At 31.6% G+C, this 16,375-nt stretch carries 17 protein-coding genes; 10 read left to right on the forward strand and 7 right to left on the reverse strand.

Going from position 1 to position 16,375, the window contains the following annotated elements; genetic code table 11:
- Window positions 1–3: 3 nt before the first annotated feature.
- Both VBY68_RS07925 and nadD read right to left on the reverse strand, forming a co-directional pair.
- Window positions 4–867, reverse strand: a complete 864-nt coding sequence (locus VBY68_RS07925) for a M23 family metallopeptidase (RefSeq protein WP_415269408.1) — start codon at window positions 865–867, stop codon at window positions 4–6.
- Between the two features lie 48 nt (window positions 868–915).
- Window positions 916–1,503 carry a nicotinate (nicotinamide) nucleotide adenylyltransferase gene (nadD, locus tag VBY68_RS07930; protein WP_415269409.1) on the reverse strand — a complete coding sequence of 196 codons (588 nt, stop codon included), beginning with the start codon at window positions 1,501–1,503 and terminating at the stop codon, window positions 916–918.
- Between the two features lie 207 nt (window positions 1,504–1,710).
- Between nadD and VBY68_RS07935 the strand changes: the two genes are divergently transcribed.
- Together VBY68_RS07935 and VBY68_RS07940 are read left to right on the forward strand one after the other, a co-directional pair.
- A complete protein-coding gene (locus tag VBY68_RS07935) occupies window positions 1,711–3,318 on the forward strand; it encodes a hypothetical protein (protein WP_415269410.1) in 1,608 nt (535 codons plus the stop codon).
- Between the two features lie 12 nt (window positions 3,319–3,330).
- Complete coding sequence (locus VBY68_RS07940) at window positions 3,331–3,888, forward strand: hypothetical protein (protein ID WP_415269411.1); 558 nt, start codon at window positions 3,331–3,333, stop codon at window positions 3,886–3,888.
- A 90-nt stretch (window positions 3,889–3,978) separates the two neighbouring features.
- Here the strand turns inward: VBY68_RS07940 and gmk are convergent, their stop codons facing one another.
- The 5 genes from gmk to thiL form a co-directional block, all read right to left on the reverse strand.
- Window positions 3,979–4,560 carry a guanylate kinase gene (gene gmk, locus VBY68_RS07945; protein ID WP_415269412.1) on the reverse strand — a complete coding sequence of 194 codons (582 nt, stop codon included), beginning with the start codon at window positions 4,558–4,560 and terminating at the stop codon, window positions 3,979–3,981.
- A gap of 2 nt (window positions 4,561–4,562) precedes the next feature.
- Window positions 4,563–5,429: a YicC/YloC family endoribonuclease gene (locus VBY68_RS07950; RefSeq protein ID WP_237270770.1), complete on the reverse strand. Its 867-nt coding sequence runs from the start codon at window positions 5,427–5,429 to the stop codon at window positions 4,563–4,565.
- A gap of 31 nt (window positions 5,430–5,460) precedes the next feature.
- Complete coding sequence (locus VBY68_RS07955; RefSeq protein ID WP_124589661.1) at window positions 5,461–6,360, reverse strand: DMT family transporter; 900 nt, start codon at window positions 6,358–6,360, stop codon at window positions 5,461–5,463.
- 152 nt (window positions 6,361–6,512) lie between these two features.
- Complete coding sequence (gene lysM / locus VBY68_RS07960) at window positions 6,513–6,983, reverse strand: peptidoglycan-binding protein LysM (RefSeq protein WP_099214664.1); 471 nt, start codon at window positions 6,981–6,983, stop codon at window positions 6,513–6,515.
- A gap of 152 nt (window positions 6,984–7,135) precedes the next feature.
- The gene (thiL, locus tag VBY68_RS07965) at window positions 7,136–8,185 is read right to left on the reverse strand and encodes a thiamine-phosphate kinase (protein ID WP_099214665.1); all 1,050 of its coding nucleotides are present in this window, start codon (window positions 8,183–8,185) and stop codon (window positions 7,136–7,138) included.
- Between the two features lie 139 nt (window positions 8,186–8,324).
- Between thiL and VBY68_RS07970 the strand changes: the two genes are divergently transcribed.
- The 8 genes from VBY68_RS07970 to sufC all read left to right on the forward strand — a co-directional run bounded on the left by VBY68_RS07970 (window position 8,325) and on the right by sufC (window position 16,285).
- Entirely contained in the window at window positions 8,325–9,533 is a 1,209-nt protein-coding gene (locus VBY68_RS07970; protein ID WP_415269413.1) for a choice-of-anchor B family protein, read from the forward strand.
- Window positions 9,534–10,859, forward strand: a complete 1,326-nt coding sequence (locus VBY68_RS07975; protein WP_415269414.1) for a hypothetical protein — start codon at window positions 9,534–9,536, stop codon at window positions 10,857–10,859.
- A 3-nt stretch (window positions 10,860–10,862) separates the two neighbouring features.
- Window positions 10,863–11,621 carry an MbnP family protein gene (locus VBY68_RS07980; protein ID WP_121148589.1) on the forward strand — a complete coding sequence of 253 codons (759 nt, stop codon included), beginning with the start codon at window positions 10,863–10,865 and terminating at the stop codon, window positions 11,619–11,621.
- A 7-nt stretch (window positions 11,622–11,628) separates the two neighbouring features.
- The gene (locus tag VBY68_RS07985) at window positions 11,629–12,696 is read left to right on the forward strand and encodes a cytochrome-c peroxidase (RefSeq protein WP_415269415.1); all 1,068 of its coding nucleotides are present in this window, start codon (window positions 11,629–11,631) and stop codon (window positions 12,694–12,696) included.
- 135 nt (window positions 12,697–12,831) lie between these two features.
- Window positions 12,832–13,161, forward strand: a complete 330-nt coding sequence (locus tag VBY68_RS07990) for a HesB/IscA family protein (protein ID WP_099214669.1) — start codon at window positions 12,832–12,834, stop codon at window positions 13,159–13,161.
- A 33-nt stretch (window positions 13,162–13,194) separates the two neighbouring features.
- Window positions 13,195–14,643 carry a Fe-S cluster assembly protein SufB gene (gene sufB / locus VBY68_RS07995; RefSeq protein ID WP_099214670.1) on the forward strand — a complete coding sequence of 483 codons (1,449 nt, stop codon included), beginning with the start codon at window positions 13,195–13,197 and terminating at the stop codon, window positions 14,641–14,643.
- Window positions 14,644–14,661: 18 nt separating this feature from the next.
- A complete protein-coding gene (locus tag VBY68_RS08000; RefSeq protein ID WP_415269416.1) occupies window positions 14,662–15,522 on the forward strand; it encodes an N-acyl homoserine lactonase family protein in 861 nt (286 codons plus the stop codon).
- 10 nt (window positions 15,523–15,532) lie between these two features.
- The gene (gene sufC / locus VBY68_RS08005; protein WP_121148584.1) at window positions 15,533–16,285 is read left to right on the forward strand and encodes a Fe-S cluster assembly ATPase SufC; all 753 of its coding nucleotides are present in this window, start codon (window positions 15,533–15,535) and stop codon (window positions 16,283–16,285) included.
- The last annotated feature ends 90 nt before the right edge of the window (window positions 16,286–16,375 follow it).

Here is a 16,375-nt window from a genome sequence, read left to right on the forward strand (position 1 = left end):
TTTTTACTGAAAATCTATATAGTTTATTGGATTCACCGGAAATCCGTTATTCCACAACTCAAAATGTAAATGAGGGCCTGTGGTTAGTTCTCCTGTAGAACCTACGCTTGCAATTGCTTCTCCCGATTTTACAACATCTCCTTGTTGTTTTAATAAGGTTCCGTTATGCTTATAAACTGAAATAAACTCGTTAGAATGTTGTATGGTTATTACATATCCTGTTTCTGCTGTCCATTCTGCTAAAATAACCGTACCGTCTGCAACAGCTTTTACAGGTGTACCTGTTTTTGCTACAATATCGATCGCATAATGTTTATCATTAACATCAAATGGTTGCGAAATGCTTCCTGTTAATGGGGAAAAGAATACATTTTTAACTCTATTTGCTCCTCCATTATACAAAGGAAATAAGTCTTTACTCTCAACTTTTTCTCTAAACAAAGAATCCTCCTTTGATGCTTGTAATTTACTTTCATCAAAAGCTATCGTTTTCATTTCTTTTGTTATAGAATCTATTTTTTCTGGCTCTATTTCTCCTGTTAAAACAGGTTTTAAAGCTTTTGTATAACCTTCAAGAACCGACAACCTAGTTTTTAACGAATCTGTCTCATATGTTAATCGAGTGGCTTTCTTTTTTAAAGCTGTTGAAGAGTATCCTGGTATGTATTCTCGTATACCTGTGAATGCAATTAACAAAGTGGTAAGTACAATAAGAAGTATAGAAAATACTCCTCCAAATACAAAAACGTTTAACCGTGATAACTTTAAAGAAAACCGTTCTTGAAACGTATCTTCATTTATAATTACTAAGCGATATTTATCCGTAAGTTTTTGTTTAAGCTTTCGCTTTTTTTTATTTTTTGCCACGTCTTATACTTGTTTGGATTTCAAATATACAACGAAAAAACGGCGAAACTATTTTTTATAAAAATTCATCTCATCTATATACTTCCACACCTTATCAGACAACAAAGGTTTACAGTTTTTCCCTTCATTTATAGCATTGCGAATCATGGTTGAAGATATTTGTACAATAGGAGCTTCTACTCTATGAATTTTCTTATGATCTTTAAATTGATTTTCTACCACGCCGTTTGATACTCTTGGGTAAACATAAATATCATAATCTTCTAAAATAACTTCATAGTTCTTCCATTTATGTAAACTTTTCAGATTGTCTTCTCCCATAATTAAGCTAAACTTATAATTAGGAAATTTCTCTGAAATATGAACTAATGTGTTTATCGTATAGTTGGGTTGTGAAAGTTTGAATTCAATATCAGAAGGTTGAAGTTTATCGTACTCCTGAGTTGCCAAATACACCATTTCTAAACGATGGTGGTTTTCTAATAATGAACTTTTCTTTTTAAAAGGATTATGTGGCGTTACAACCATCCAGATTTCATCTAAATCAGAATTTTCAACCATATGGTTGGCTATGATTAAATGTCCTATGTGAATTGGATTAAAAGTTCCGAAGTACAATCCGATATTTTTAACCATTAAATATTACTATTACTTAATTAACTGTAAAAATATTATATTCATTTTACTTTTTTACTCATCAAATAAAATTTATTTCAAAAAAATTAGGGTTTATTAATTTTCAATTGTTTTAAACATCAAAAAAGTTATGATCTTTCTTATCTAGAAAGAAAAAGGGTTAAAAATTAAGCTAATTATCACAATCATTTTTTAAATAAATTTTCTATGAAAAAAACACTATTAACACTTTTTGCAACCATTATAATGTTTTCTTGTAATAATGAAAACAATGCGCTCATTAAAGAAAAAACAACGAATAGAACATTAAATGGTGAATACAATAATGGTCTTTTAATATTTAAAGATATTAATTCATTAAAAGAAACCTATAACACTCTTAAAGAAATGGAAAACCCTAAAGAGGGGTTTAATAAGTTTTACAAAGACGGTTTTACTCCTTTAAAAGTTGCTGGGTATTTAACAGAGCAAGAAGCAGAATCTTTTTATTATTTAAAACAGAAAAAATATCTAAATAAAAGTAGTAAAAACAATTATCCTGAAGAAAATCTTATTCAAAACGAATTATTTGCCAACTTGTTAAATGAAAAAGGAGAAATAGAAGTTGCTAATAAGATATATAAATATACAGAAAAAGGAATATTTAGTGTTAACAAGGAAAACAGAAAATTGTTAGATAATATAACCTCTAATAACAACAAAGGAAAAGCTTACAAGAATGATTTGGTAGAACTATATATTCCAGACAAAAGTAAATTACCTAATATGAGAGTAGAACCTCCAAGAGAAATAGAATACCCCGAAGGTGGTGGAGGTGGAGGTAGTACTCCAACTCCTAATATTGGTCTTCCTACAAATACATCTCATTTTAGTGTTTGCTTAAACACCAAAGACGGATGGATAGATAATATTTTTGGAAAATCTTACGCTTGTGAATATAAGTTTAACAGCAAAAAGAAACTAAGAACGGTCTTTGCTGCGGAAGATTATTGGCTTTTTACTGATGTATATATGCAAGCTAAATTTAAACAAAAGACTTGGTTTGGGTGGTTTTCAGATAGAAGTGCTAACAAAGTCTATATCAAGAATAAGAAATCTATCTTTAAGATGAAAACAAGAAACATAGACATAAGTATAAATTCAAAAGAAGCTAAAAAAGTTTATACTAAAATAAGTGAGTACATAAAAAAACTTTTAGAAAAAAAAGAAACAATTAGTTATTTATCTGGTGTTTATGATTTAGATAACAAAACTCTAACATCTACACAACTAAGCTACAATGATTTAGTAATGTACGCTAATACACCTGTATTTACCCCAAAAAAACATGTAAGAAAAAGTTTTATAGATTTAGGTATTAATATTAAAAATTTGTTTAAGGGAGGAGCAAATAAAGTTGCTGTTGTAAATATTTCTGGAAAGAACGTTTTAAATCTTAAAAGTAAAGATTTTTACTTTTATGCTGGAAAAGCACTACAAAATACCTTAGTTGATTTAAGGAAAAATCAAAAAGGAGCTGTTATAATAACAAACTATGATCCAGATAAAGACAAATATAAACCCATAGCATATTTCTTTGAAAATGAAATTGTAGAAGTAAAAAAACTAGCTATAGCGCGAAGAACATTTAATCTACCTAAAAATTTCAAAGTAGATAAGGCTTTATTGAGTTTTACAGATGGAGATGGTAATTCAGATTTTGTTTTAGATTTGAAATTTACTTGGGATATCGTAGGAAGTGTTTCTGTTGATATGGAATCGGGAGCATACTACAATAGACAGTGGGGTGGTTCTAAATTTAGAGTTGAATATTAATCAATAGTTATAATGAAAAAAAATATTTTTAGTATCGTTTTATGCTTCTTTGTAATAAGCATAACTTTTTCTCAAGAAAAATTAAAAGCAGGTTTAACCAATCAATTTAAAATCAATTATTATCTAACAGGTTTAGACGCATCATACGAAATTCCTTTAAATAACAAATTTACTTTTGAAGCAGGAGCAGGTATTGGAGCGGGAAGCTTTATTAGAAGCCTTCCTTTTTTAGAAGAATCTTTTCGAATAGACTTTAACACTTTTCCTGTTTTAAGATTAAGGAGTAAATTAAAATATATTTACAACAGAGAAAACAGAATAAAGAAAGGAAAAAGTATTGATCGTAATTCTGGTAATTACTTTGCTCTACAAGGAACTTTTTCTTCTAAAAAAGAAGATGTAGCAAACAATATACTTTTTAGTGAGTTACACTGGGGAATTCAAAGAAGTTTAGGAGGCAATTGGCTTTTTAATATAAATGCTGGTGTTGGCTATGCAAAAGATTTCAATTCTAAATTAGACAGATTTTATCCAACAATAGGATTAGAATTTTCTTATATTCTCCTTTAATAAAAAAATCTTTTTTGAATATAACAAACCCCATCATTTTATAATTAAAATGATGGGGTTTGTTATAATTTTTTGCTTTAGGTTCTTTTGTTATAACCCTAAAAAATCATCTACTAAATCTTCTGCTTCTTGTAAAGCTACTGATAAATCGTAATTTTTAATGATTTTATCAAATTGTGGTGCATTAGCAAGTTCCGCTGAAGCTTTTGCAATACGCATGTTAATTTTATCTTCGCTTTCGGTAGATCGTTTCTTCAGACGAATCTTTAATTCGTCAATACTTGGTGGTTTTACAAAAACAGCTAAGGTTTCTTCTGGAAATTTTCTTTTTATACGTAAACCTCCTGAAACGTCAATATCAAAAATCACATGTTTTCCTTCCGACCATATACGTTCTACTTCTGTTTTTAGTGTTCCGTAAAAATTATCTCTATAAACCTCTTCCCACTCTAAAAACTCATCATTTTTTATTTTTTGCTTAAATTCTTCTAATGAAATAAAATAATAATCTATTCCATCTTTTTCTTCTCCTCTAGGATCTCTATTAGTTGCAGAAATAGAAAACGCCAAATTAAAACGTTCTTGCGCCAATAAATGACGTACAATAGTGGTTTTACCTGAACCTGATGGTGCTGAAAACACAAATAATTTTCCTTTAAAATCTTTCGACATTTTTATAAAACGTTTAAAATTTGCTCTTTTATTTTTTCTAACTCGTCTTTCATTTGGATAACTAATTTTTGCATTGGTGCAAAATTAGCTTTTGATCCTGTTGTGTTGATTTCTCTTCCAATTTCCTGCACAATAAATCCTAATTTTTTCCCATTAGAATCTTGAGTTGCTAATTGCTGCAAGAAATATTCTAAGTGATTAGCTAAACGTACTTTTTCTTCGTTAATATCTAACTTTTCTAAATAGTAGATTAACTCTTGCTCAAAACGATTTTCATCAACCTCAACTTTTAAATCAGTCAACGCTTTTTGTAAGCGCTCCTTAACATGCTCAATTCTATCACCGTCTAACTTTTTTACCTCTTCTAAAGCTGATTGAATATTTAGTATTCTAGTTTTAAAGTCTTCTTCTAACGATTTTGCTTCGTCTGTTCTATATTGGATAATTTCTTTTAAAGCTTCATCAATATGTGCTTCAATTTGCTTCCATTCTTCTTCATCTAACTCTTCACGTTCAGTTTTTAATGCGTCTGGCATTCTAACAGCCATTTTCATTAACTCAACATCATCAGAAGTTCCTACTTGAGTTACATTTCTTAATTGTTGCATGTACTCTCGTACCACACCTGTATTTACAGTAGTTGAAGTTTCATCTGCAGTCATTTCTACATAAATAGAGAAGTCTACTTTACCACGTACTAAATTGCTTGCTAGTTTTTTTCGAACACTTAACTCCTTTTCTCTATAATATGAAGGAATTCTTGTATTTAAATCTAAATTTTTACTGTTTAAAGATTTAATTTCGATTGTTACTTTTTTAGAGGGTAAATGTAGTACGGATTTACCGTAACCCGTCATTGACTGTATCATAACTTCGGTTTAATAATCCGCAAAGATACATTTATTTATTGGGAGTTTCTGTTGGGCGTTTGGTTACTAAAAATACTCCTAAAAAGATTAATAATGCTGCCCCTATTTTAACCATATCTAAATGATCGCTTCCTACTATTAATGCATAAATAGCAGCTACTACAGGTTGCAAATACATAAAAACACTTACTGTAGTTGGTTTAAGTTTTGATAATGCAAATAAGTTAAACAAGTATGTAATACAAGTAGTAAATAACACCACAAAACCTGCTTTTAAGAAAATTGACATTGGCATTGTTTGCCATTGTACTTCTAACAATTCAAAAAAACCAAAAGGAAGTACCATTATTAATCCAAATAGATATAACCACTTTACAAAAACAATAGGGTTATATTTTGCTATTAGTTTTTTGGTAACAACTAAATACATACCATATGATGCTGCATTAATAAATACTAAAAAATTCCCTAAAACCATGTTAGTTGCATCACCTTTAAGTGGGTTTCCATAAGCTATTAAAATTATAGCTCCTACCATACCAACAACAACACCTACAATTTTTCTTAAAATAAGTTTCTCTTTTAAAAGAATACTCGCAAAAATCAACACTAAAATAGGCGTAGTTACCATCATTACCGATGCATTGATTGGTGTAGTATAACTTAGTCCCTTAAAAAAAGTTAGCATATTAAAAGCAATTCCAAAAAAAGCAGCCATTGCCACTCTTTTGTAATCTTCTTTTTCAATAGATGGTGATTTTACGAAAAGCCCTAATAACCAAAAAATCAAGGCAGCTCCTCCGACACGAAGTAATATAAAACCAAAAGGTTCAATATATCCTTCCATCACTTCCTTAGCAACAGTAAAAGTAACTCCGTAGATAAGTGTCGCAATAGATGCCGCAGTAAGTGCTAACGCTCTTTGGTTCATTTTTATGGTTTTAAAAACAGGTGCAAAGATGATGATAATTTTATTCTTTTTTACTACTATTTTATCCTACACTCATCTTTAAATACCTACTTATATAAATTAAAAAAGCACTGCAAATGCAGTGCTTTTCCCTTTGGTTGATTAACTTTTGATTAGTCCACTAAAGGTGGTATTCTTAATACTTGTCCTGGGTAAATTTTATCAGGATGAGTAAGCATTGGTTTGTTTGCTTCAAAAATTACTGGGTACTTCATAGCATCACCATAAAATTCTTTTGCAATTTTACTTAATGAATCTCCACTTACTACTGTATGGAACTGAGCCATAGCAGCTTCTTCGATAACCTCAACCTCTTTAACTGTCATGTTATCTTCTACAGAAGCAATACCTTCTGTATTTCCTACCACTAAAACTACTTTTTCTTTAGTAGCTAAATCTTCTGCTACTCCTGCTACTGTAGCTTTATCATCATCTACATTAATAGCTAAATTTTCAACAGAAAGCTCCAGTTTATTTACAGCATCTACTAATTTTGCAGCTTTATCAGCAGCTTCTTCTTCAGTTGTTTTTCCGATACCGAAAACTTTTGCTCCGGCGTTTTTAATAAATGAAAAAATTCCCATTCTCTTTTTTGATTTTTGTTAATATTCTTTTTACTATCTGACTAATATACAATTTTTATACCAGCTTTTTTATTCTACAATAATTTTAAAAGAGTCTTTTTAAAACTAAAAAAGCACCCAAATTTGGGTGCTTATTATATTATGTTTATTGTCTACTCTTTACTAAAAGAATTCCAACCTTGTGCTTTTAACTCAATTTCTTGATTAGCACGTGTTACCAAATTCATTCCTTCATTTTCTTCGGTAATATGACCAATAACTGTTAAGTTAGGATTTCCTTTTATTTTATCATAATCATCTATAGAAACCGTAAATAATAACTCATAATCTTCTCCACCACTTAAAGCTATCATAGTACTATCCATATTAAACTCTTCAGAAGTAGAAATTACTTGAGGGTCTAATGGCAACTTGTCTTCATAAATCTTACATCCTGTTTTACTCTGTGTACAGATATGCATAATTTCAGAAGATAATCCATCAGAAATATCAATCATAGAAGTTGGTTTTACTTTTAACTCCTCTAATAACTTAGGAATATCTTTACGCGCCTCTGGCTTTAACTGACGTTCTATTATATAGGTATATTTATCTAAGTCTGGTTGATTTTGAGGGTTTACCTGGAAAACTTGCTTTTCACGCTCTAATACTTGTAAACCTAAATACGCTCCTCCTAAATCACCCGAAACAACAATTAAATCAGTAGCTTTAGCTCCATTTCTATACACAACATCTTCTTTATTGGCTTTACCAATAGCTGTAACAGAAATTAAAATTCCTTTTGTTGAAGATGTAGTATCTCCTCCAACTAAATCTACTTTATACGTATCACAGGCTAATTGTATTCCTGCATATAATTCTTCTATAGCTTCTAATGGAAAACGATTAGAAACTGCAATTGACACTGTAATTTGTTCTGCATCAGCATTCATTGCATACACATCTGATAAATTGACCATTACCGCTTTGTATCCTAAATGCTTAAGAGGCATATAACTCAAATCGAAATGTACACCTTCAACTAATAAATCTGTAGTTATTACAGTTTCTTTATCTGATGCACTAATTACAGCTGCATCATCTCCCACACCTTTAACTGTTGAAGAATGATACATTTTAAAATGCTTTGTTAAATGGTTTATTAACCCAAACTCTCCAAGCTCAGCTAACGAAGTTCTTTCTTGATTTTTATCTTCTAACATGCTGCAAAGATAACGACTAACTAACAAAAAGAACTATTTTGCTTAAGGTAATCTATACAAAATAAAAATAGGGTTTTGCAGTTTTTGTATGTTATATAAATAGTTAATTACTTAATTTAGTGATTTTAAACCCCGATTTATGAAAAACTTTAAAATTCTATTTGTTTTAGCTGGGATGTTGTTTTTAACTTCTTGCTCGTCATCTTCAAATGAAACCCCAATAGAAACCAATAAAAGTACCTGTTCTAATGGTAAAGCAGGAATTTACCCTTGTGACAACTATGATTTGTTATTGAATATTCCACTAAGTACTTTTAATGCAATTAGTGGAAGTGATTGCTGGGGATGGACCGATGAAGCAACCAATAAAGAATACGCTATTATGTGTGTAGACAACGGAACTGTTTTTGTAGACATTACGGATACAGAAAATCCTGTTTATTTAGGTAAACTCCCTACAGCAACTATAAGTGAAGATTGGTGGGATGTGAAAGTTTATAACAATTATGCTTTTATTGTTAGTGAAGCAACAAACCATGGCATGCAGGTATTTGACCTAACAAAGCTTAGAAACGTTTCAAACCCTCCAATTACATTTACAGCAGATAAACACTTTACTGATTTTGGTAGCGCTCATAACATAGTTATTAATGAAAAATCAGGTTATGCTTACCCTGTTGGTACAAATAAAGCGGGAACTTATAAAGGAGGCCCTTTGTTTATCAACATACAAAACCCTCTAAACCCAATAAGTGAAGGTGGTTGGGGAATGGACAACTACAGCCATGATGCACAAGCAGTAACCTATAATGGACCAGACACAGACTATACAGGCAGAGAAATATTAATAGGGAGTAACGAAAATGAAGTTGTTATTGTAGACATCACCGATAAGTCTAAACCTGTAAACATTTCTAAAATATCATATTCAAACGTTGGTTATACACATCAAGGTTGGTTTACTGAAGATCAAAAATATTTTATTTTAGGAGATGAATTAGATGAGCAAAAATTCGGAAATAACACAAGAACAATTATTTTTGATTTTTCTGATTTAGACAACCCAAAACAACATTTTACATACACAGGACCTACAAAAGCTATTGATCATAATGGATATATTAATGGTAGTACTTTTTATTTAGCTAACTATAACGCTGGAGTACGCTTTATTGATGTTTCCAGCATTGAAAGTAAAAATATTTCTGAGGTAGGATATTTTGATACTCATCCAGAAAATAACAATGCAGACTTTAATGGAGTTTGGAGTGTATACCCATACCTAAAAAGTGGAAAAGTTGTTGTGAGTGATATTAATAGAGGTTTATTTATTCTTAAAAAACAATAAATGCTCAAGCAACTTTCACTATTACTTTTTATATTAACTATTTACAGTTGTAGTAAAGATGATGGCATACGTTTTAATTCCTCATCAAAAACTCCTGAAGTCAGCTTAGTCAAAACTCTTGGAGGTTCTGTAAACGAAAGTGGCAGAAGTGTAATAAGTACTTCCGATGGCGGCTATATTGTCGCTGGATATACTCAGAGTATTGATGGAGATATAGAAACCACTCGAAATACAATTCAATATGATTTTTGGCTTTTAAAACTTGATGCAAATAACAATCTTCAATGGCAAAAGACCTATGGAGGTTCAAAAGACGACAAAGCATTTAAAATTATTCAAACAAATGATAATGGCTTTGCTATTGTTGGTTACGGAAAAAGTGATGACGGAGACGTAGATACAAACGAAGGGTTTGATGATGTTTGGATTCTCAAGCTAGATAGTAATGGTACAATAATCTGGAAAAAAACTACTGGTTTCTCAGGAGTTGACCAAGGTTTTTCTATCATTCAAACTTCTGATGGAGGCTATTTTATAGGGAGTATTCTAGACGTAACAGCATCCGGAGGTTTAGGAAACTCTAAACAGGCAGCAAAGCATGCTGGTGGAGACTATTGGGGGATTAAACTCAATACTAATGGAGACATTGAATGGAGAAAGTATTTTGGAGGAACAAATACTGATACTTGTTACGACATAGTAGAAGCTACCAATGGATATTTATTAGTTGGTTCATCTGACAGCAATGATGTAGACATAAAAAACAATAAAGGCTCTTACGACTTTTGGGTTGTTAAAACTGACAAAAGCGGAAATTTACTTTGGGAAAAATCTTTCGGTGGTACAGAAATTGATGAAGCTAGAGCAGTAACAAAAACTAATGATGGGAACTTTATTATTGTTGGGGATACACGTAGCTCTGATAAAGATATTTCCCAAAACAATGGTGGTGCTGATTTATGGGTAATCAAAATAACAAGTCAAGGTGAATTACTTTGGCAAAGAAGTTATGGAGGTTCTAGTTTTGATGTTGGTCGATCAATTAAAAAAACATTAAACGGAGATTTTTTAATATCTGGAAGTTCTAGAAGTGCTGACAACAACTTTACCAATAAAGGTCAAAATGACGCATTAATTATGAAAATTAATTCAAATGGAGACCTTCTATGGCAAACAACAGTTGGAGGTACAGAAATAGATTTTTGTTACGATGCTGTTGAATTAACAAACGGAAATATTATTGCTGTGGGTGAAAGCAGTAGCAATAATCAAGATATAACAACAAACAAAGGTTTTTCAGACCTATTAATTATCAAACTAAAATAATAAATGAAATATTTTTTAACTTTCTTTCTTAGTGCATTACTTTTTTCTTGTAGCTCAGATAATGATGAGTCTATAAAAGAAGTTTCAGTAAAACTAAAATTTAGTCAAAACTGGGATGGAACTGTAATTGAAAAATCTGATTTAGAGAACACCGAGTTTACCAACAAAACAGGAAGTAAACTTTCTATAAGCAGACTACGCTATTTAATATCACGCATTAGTCTTGTTAATGGAGCAGGAGACACAACCAAGTTTGATAGTTATAAATTAATAGATGTAAGTAAACCTGACAGTTTAACCTATGCTCTTTCTAAAAAAGTATCAGAAGGAAGTTATAAGCTACTTTTTACTTTCGGTTTCAATAATGATGATAATAAAAGCGGAGTATATCCAGACCTAAACTCTGCTGATTGGAATGTACCAGATATGATGGGTGGAGGATATCACTTCATGCAACTAGATGGTAAATACAAAGACACTTTAGGGGTAGAAAATCCGTACAATTTTCACGCTGTAAGAGCTTACGACAAAGAAAAAGACTCTATCCTAGATACTTCTTTTGGAGTTGAAACTGGTTCTATTCTCTTAAAAAGCAATGCTACTATAGAAGTTAAAATGAATGTAGCAGGGTGGTTTAAAAGTCCTAATGACTGGGATTTAAACGACAAAAGCATTAATTTAATGCCTGATTTTGAAGCTCAGAAAGAAATATCAGAAAACGGTAAAAGTGGTGTATTTAGTTTAGGACCTATTTCTCAATAAAAATAAAATGACACAAAAAAGTATATATCTTTCTTTATTGCTACTCCTTTTAATCAGTTGTTCTTCAAAAGGAGAAGAAGAAAGTATATACACTCCTGTTCCTGCTAATTTAGAAATCCCTGAATTATTTCAACAAAAATTAATCGCTCCTGTTATTCCAACTAACAACCCTTTAACAGAAGAAGGTATAACACTTGGTAAAAAACTATTTTTTGATCCAATTTTATCAAAAGATAACACACAATCTTGTGCTAGTTGTCACGACCCAAAAAATGCTTTTACAGATGACACTCGTTTTAGTGAAGGAATTGACGGTAAATTTGGAACACGAAACTCAATGCCGCTATTTAATTTAGCTTGGAACTTCGATGAACGTTTTATGTGGGATGGAAAAGAACTCAGTATAGAGCGTCAAGCATTCTCACCTGTTCGTAACCCAATTGAAATGCATAGTGATTGGAAAAATGTAGCTAAAAAACTACAAGAACACGCTGAATATCCCACACTTTTTCAACAAGCTTTTGGAACATCTAAAATAGATTCAACCTTAGTCACCAAAGCAATTGCTCAGTTTGAAAGAACCTTAATTTCAGGAAACTCAAAGTTTGATCAATACCTTCTAGGCAAGGTCGAATTAACACCTGAAGAACAAAACGGATTTAATGTATTTATGGATGAAACCAGAGGAGATTGCTTTCATTGTCATGGAAGCGACAACAATCCCTTATGGACAGACAATAAATTCCATAACAACGGTTTAGACGAAACTTTTGCCGACTTAGGTTTAGGCGCTGTTACCGGTGACCCTAACGATAATGGAAAATTTAGGAGTCCATCCTTACGAAACTTAAAGTTTACAGCCCCATATATGCACGATGGGCGATTTGCTACTTTAGAAGAGGTAATTAACCACTACTCTGAAGGATTAAAAATATCTTCTACAATCGATCCTCTAATGAAAAAAGCCAATCAAGGAGGTGTACAACTCTCAGATAAAGATAAAGCCGACTTAAAAGCTTTTCTTTTGAGTCTTTCCGATGCTAATTTTGTAAACAATCCTGATTTCCAACAATAATCTTCTAACAATCAGCAAGTAGATTTATAGTATAGACAATTTTTATCGCATAATAACTATATTCATTTCAAAAAATGATATAAATCATATTTTGTCATTATCTTTGCAGTCACTTAGATTTAATCTATTTAAACGATGATAAAAGTTTCAGACACAGCAAAAAAGAAAGTCATTGAACTAATGACTGATGACGGATTTGATACTACAACCGACTTTGTTCGTGTTGGGGTGAAAAGTGGCGGTTGTTCAGGATTATCATACGACTTAACTTTTGACAAAACCCAACAAGAAAACGATAAGGTTTTTGAAGATAACGATGTAAAAATTGTTGTTGATAAAAAAAGCTTTTTATACTTAGTTGGAACAACTTTAGAATATTCTGGAGGTTTAAACGGTAAAGGGTTTGTATTTAACAATCCTAATGCTAACAGAACTTGTGGTTGCGGAGAGAGCTTCTCTCTATAAGCCTATACATCACAAAAAGAATACAAAAAACTGATGAGTAAATACACCGAGGACGATTTAAGAGAAGAATTAAAAACCAAAGAGTACGAATATGGTTTTTATACTGATATTGAAAGTGAAAAGTTTCCTAATGGGATAAACGAAGATATCGTTCGTGCCATTTCTAAAAAGAAAAACGAGCCAGAATGGATGACTGAATGGCGTTTAGAAGCTTTTAGAATTTGGGAACAAATGGAAGAACCAGAGTGGGCTAATGTTACCTATAAAAAACCGAGTTTTCAAGATATTTCTTACTACTCAGCTCCTAAAAAGAAACCTAAATTAAACAGCTTAGATGAGGTTGATCCTGATTTACTAGCCACTTTTGAAAAATTAGGGATTTCTTTAGAGGAACAAAAGAAACTAGCTAACGTAGCAGTTGATATTGTAATGGATTCTGTTTCTGTAGCTACTACTTTTAAAGAAACACTTGCTGAAAAAGGAATTATTTTTATGCCTATTTCTGAAGCAATTCAAGAGCACCCAGAATTAGTAAAAAAATATATTGGTTCAGTTGTACCACCAACTGATAACTTTTATGCTGCATTAAACTCAGCTGTATTCTCTGACGGATCTTTCTGTTATATTCCAAAAGGAGTTCGTTGCCCAATGGAGTTATCTACCTATTTCCGTATCAATGAAGGAGGAACTGGTCAGTTCGAACGTACTTTAGTTGTTGCTGATGAAAGCAGTTACGTTTCTTATTTAGAAGGATGTACTGCTCCGCAACGTGACGAAAATCAATTACACGCAGCAGTTGTTGAGCTTATTGCTTTAGACGATGCTGAAATAAAATATTCAACAGTTCAAAACTGGTTCCCAGGAGACTCAGAAGGAAAAGGTGGAGTTTTCAACTTTGTAACCAAGAGAGGATTGTGTGAAACCAATGCTAAGATTTCTTGGACACAAGTTGAAACAGGTTCAGCAATTACATGGAAGTATCCAAGTTGTATTCTTAAAGGGAATAATTCAGTAGGAGAATTTTATTCAATAGCTGTAACTAACAATCATCAACAGGCTGATACTGGTACCAAGATGATTCACCTAGGAAAGAATACTAAGTCAACTATTATTTCTAAAGGAATTTCAGCAGGTAAATCACAAAATAGTTACCGTGGTTTAGTACAAGTAAACTCTAGAGCTGAAAATGCTCGTAACTTCTCTCAATGTGATTCTTTATTAATGGGTAATGAGTGTGGTGCACATACTTTCCCTTATATCGAAGCTAAAAATAAATCAGCTCAAATAGAACACGAAGCTACTACAAGTAAAATTGGTGAAGACCAATTATTCTATTGTAATCAACGTGGTATTGATACTGAAAAAGCTATTGCATTAATTGTAAATGGATTTAGTAAAGAAGTATTAAATAAGCTACCTATGGAGTTTGCTGTAGAAGCTCAAAAGCTATTAGAAATTAGTTTAGAAGGAAGCGTTGGCTAACCAAAAAACCGCAATAAAATGAAAAAAATATTTTTATTAGCTCTTACGACTATTATTGCATTTAGTTGTAAAAATGCCGAAAAGAAGCAAACAACAGAAGAAAAAACAGTTGAAAAGCCTCAAGTAAAACTTCATGTTTTAGATGGAGGTTCAATTTTAGTTAACAAACTTGAAGTTTTTTCTCAAGATACAACATACACAGGACAGTCTAAACAATTTTCAGATGCTTACTATGTAATATCTCATCCTAAAGGAAATTTAATGTGGGATGCTGGTTTACCTGAAGCACTAATTACTGACGAACCTTTTACAGAGCCTAGTGGTACTTTTACTTTACAACGTAAAGACTCATTAAAAAACCAACTAAAATCTATTGGTTTAACTGTTGATGATTTTAAATACTTTGTATTATCTCATCCTCATTTCGATCATACTGGTCACGCAAATTACTTAAAAAACGCAACATGGTTAGTTCAGGAGAACGAGTATAATTTTATAACTAATGACTCTGCAAAAGTTAAAGATCCTGACACTTATAATTCTATTAAGGAATTAAAGAATGTAGAAAAAATTAATGGTGACCACGACGTTTTTGGAGACGGCTCAGTAGTTATCAAATACATGCCAGGTCATACAATAGGTCACCAAGCTTTATATATTGAAGCTGGTTTAGAAAAACCTATCTTATTAACAGGTGATTTATATCACTTTGAAGAAAATAGAGAAACTAAAGGTGTTCCTTCTTTTAACTACGATGTTGAACAAACTCTAGAAAGCATGAAAAAGTTTGAAGCTTTCGCTAAAGAAAAGAATGCTGAGGTGATTATTCAACACTCACCAAAAGATTTCAAAAAATTACAAAATCTATTAAAAAAGTAACTATACAGTAATGTTAAAAATAGAAAACTTACACGCACAGGTAGAAGATAAAGATATTCTTAAAGGAATTAACTTAGAAGTAAAAGCAGGAGAGGTTCATGCAATTATGGGACCAAACGGTGCAGGTAAAAGTACCTTATCATCTGTTATTGCTGGTAATGAAACTTACGAAGTAACTTCTGGTTCTATTGAATTAGAAGGTGAAGATATTAGTGAATTAGCTCCTGAAGAAAGAGCTCATGCTGGTGTGTTCTTATCATTTCAATATCCAGTAGAAATACCTGGTGTTACTGTTACAAACTTTATTAAAACAGCAATTAACGAATCACGTAAAGCTCAAGGTTTAGAAGAAATGCCTGCTAAAGACATGCTCAAGAAGATTCGTGAAAAATCAGAATTATTAGAAATTGATCGTAAATTCTTATCTCGTTCTTTAAACGAAGGGTTTTCTGGTGGCGAGAAAAAACGTAATGAGATTTTTCAAATGGCAATGTTAGAACCTAAACTTGCTATTTTAGATGAAACAGATTCTGGTTTAGATATCGATGCTTTACGTATTGTTGCTAATGGAGTTAATAAATTAAAATCTAAAGACAACGCTGTAGTAGTTATTACTCACTATCAACGTTTATTAGAATATATCGTTCCTGATTACGTACATGTTTTATACGATGGAAAAATTGTTAAAACAGGTGATGCTTCTCTTGCTCTAGAGCTTGAAGAAAAAGGGTACGATTGGATTAAAGAAGAGGTAAATAGTTAGAAAGGTTGAAAAGTAAAAAGTGTTAAGTTGCCTTTAATTACAAGCAATTTTTCAGCTTTATAAACTTTTATACTTTATAAACTTTACAAC

The organism is Tenacibaculum ascidiaceicola, assembly GCF_047470925.1.
Lineage (GTDB): Bacteria > Bacteroidota > Bacteroidia > Flavobacteriales > Flavobacteriaceae > Polaribacter > Polaribacter discolor.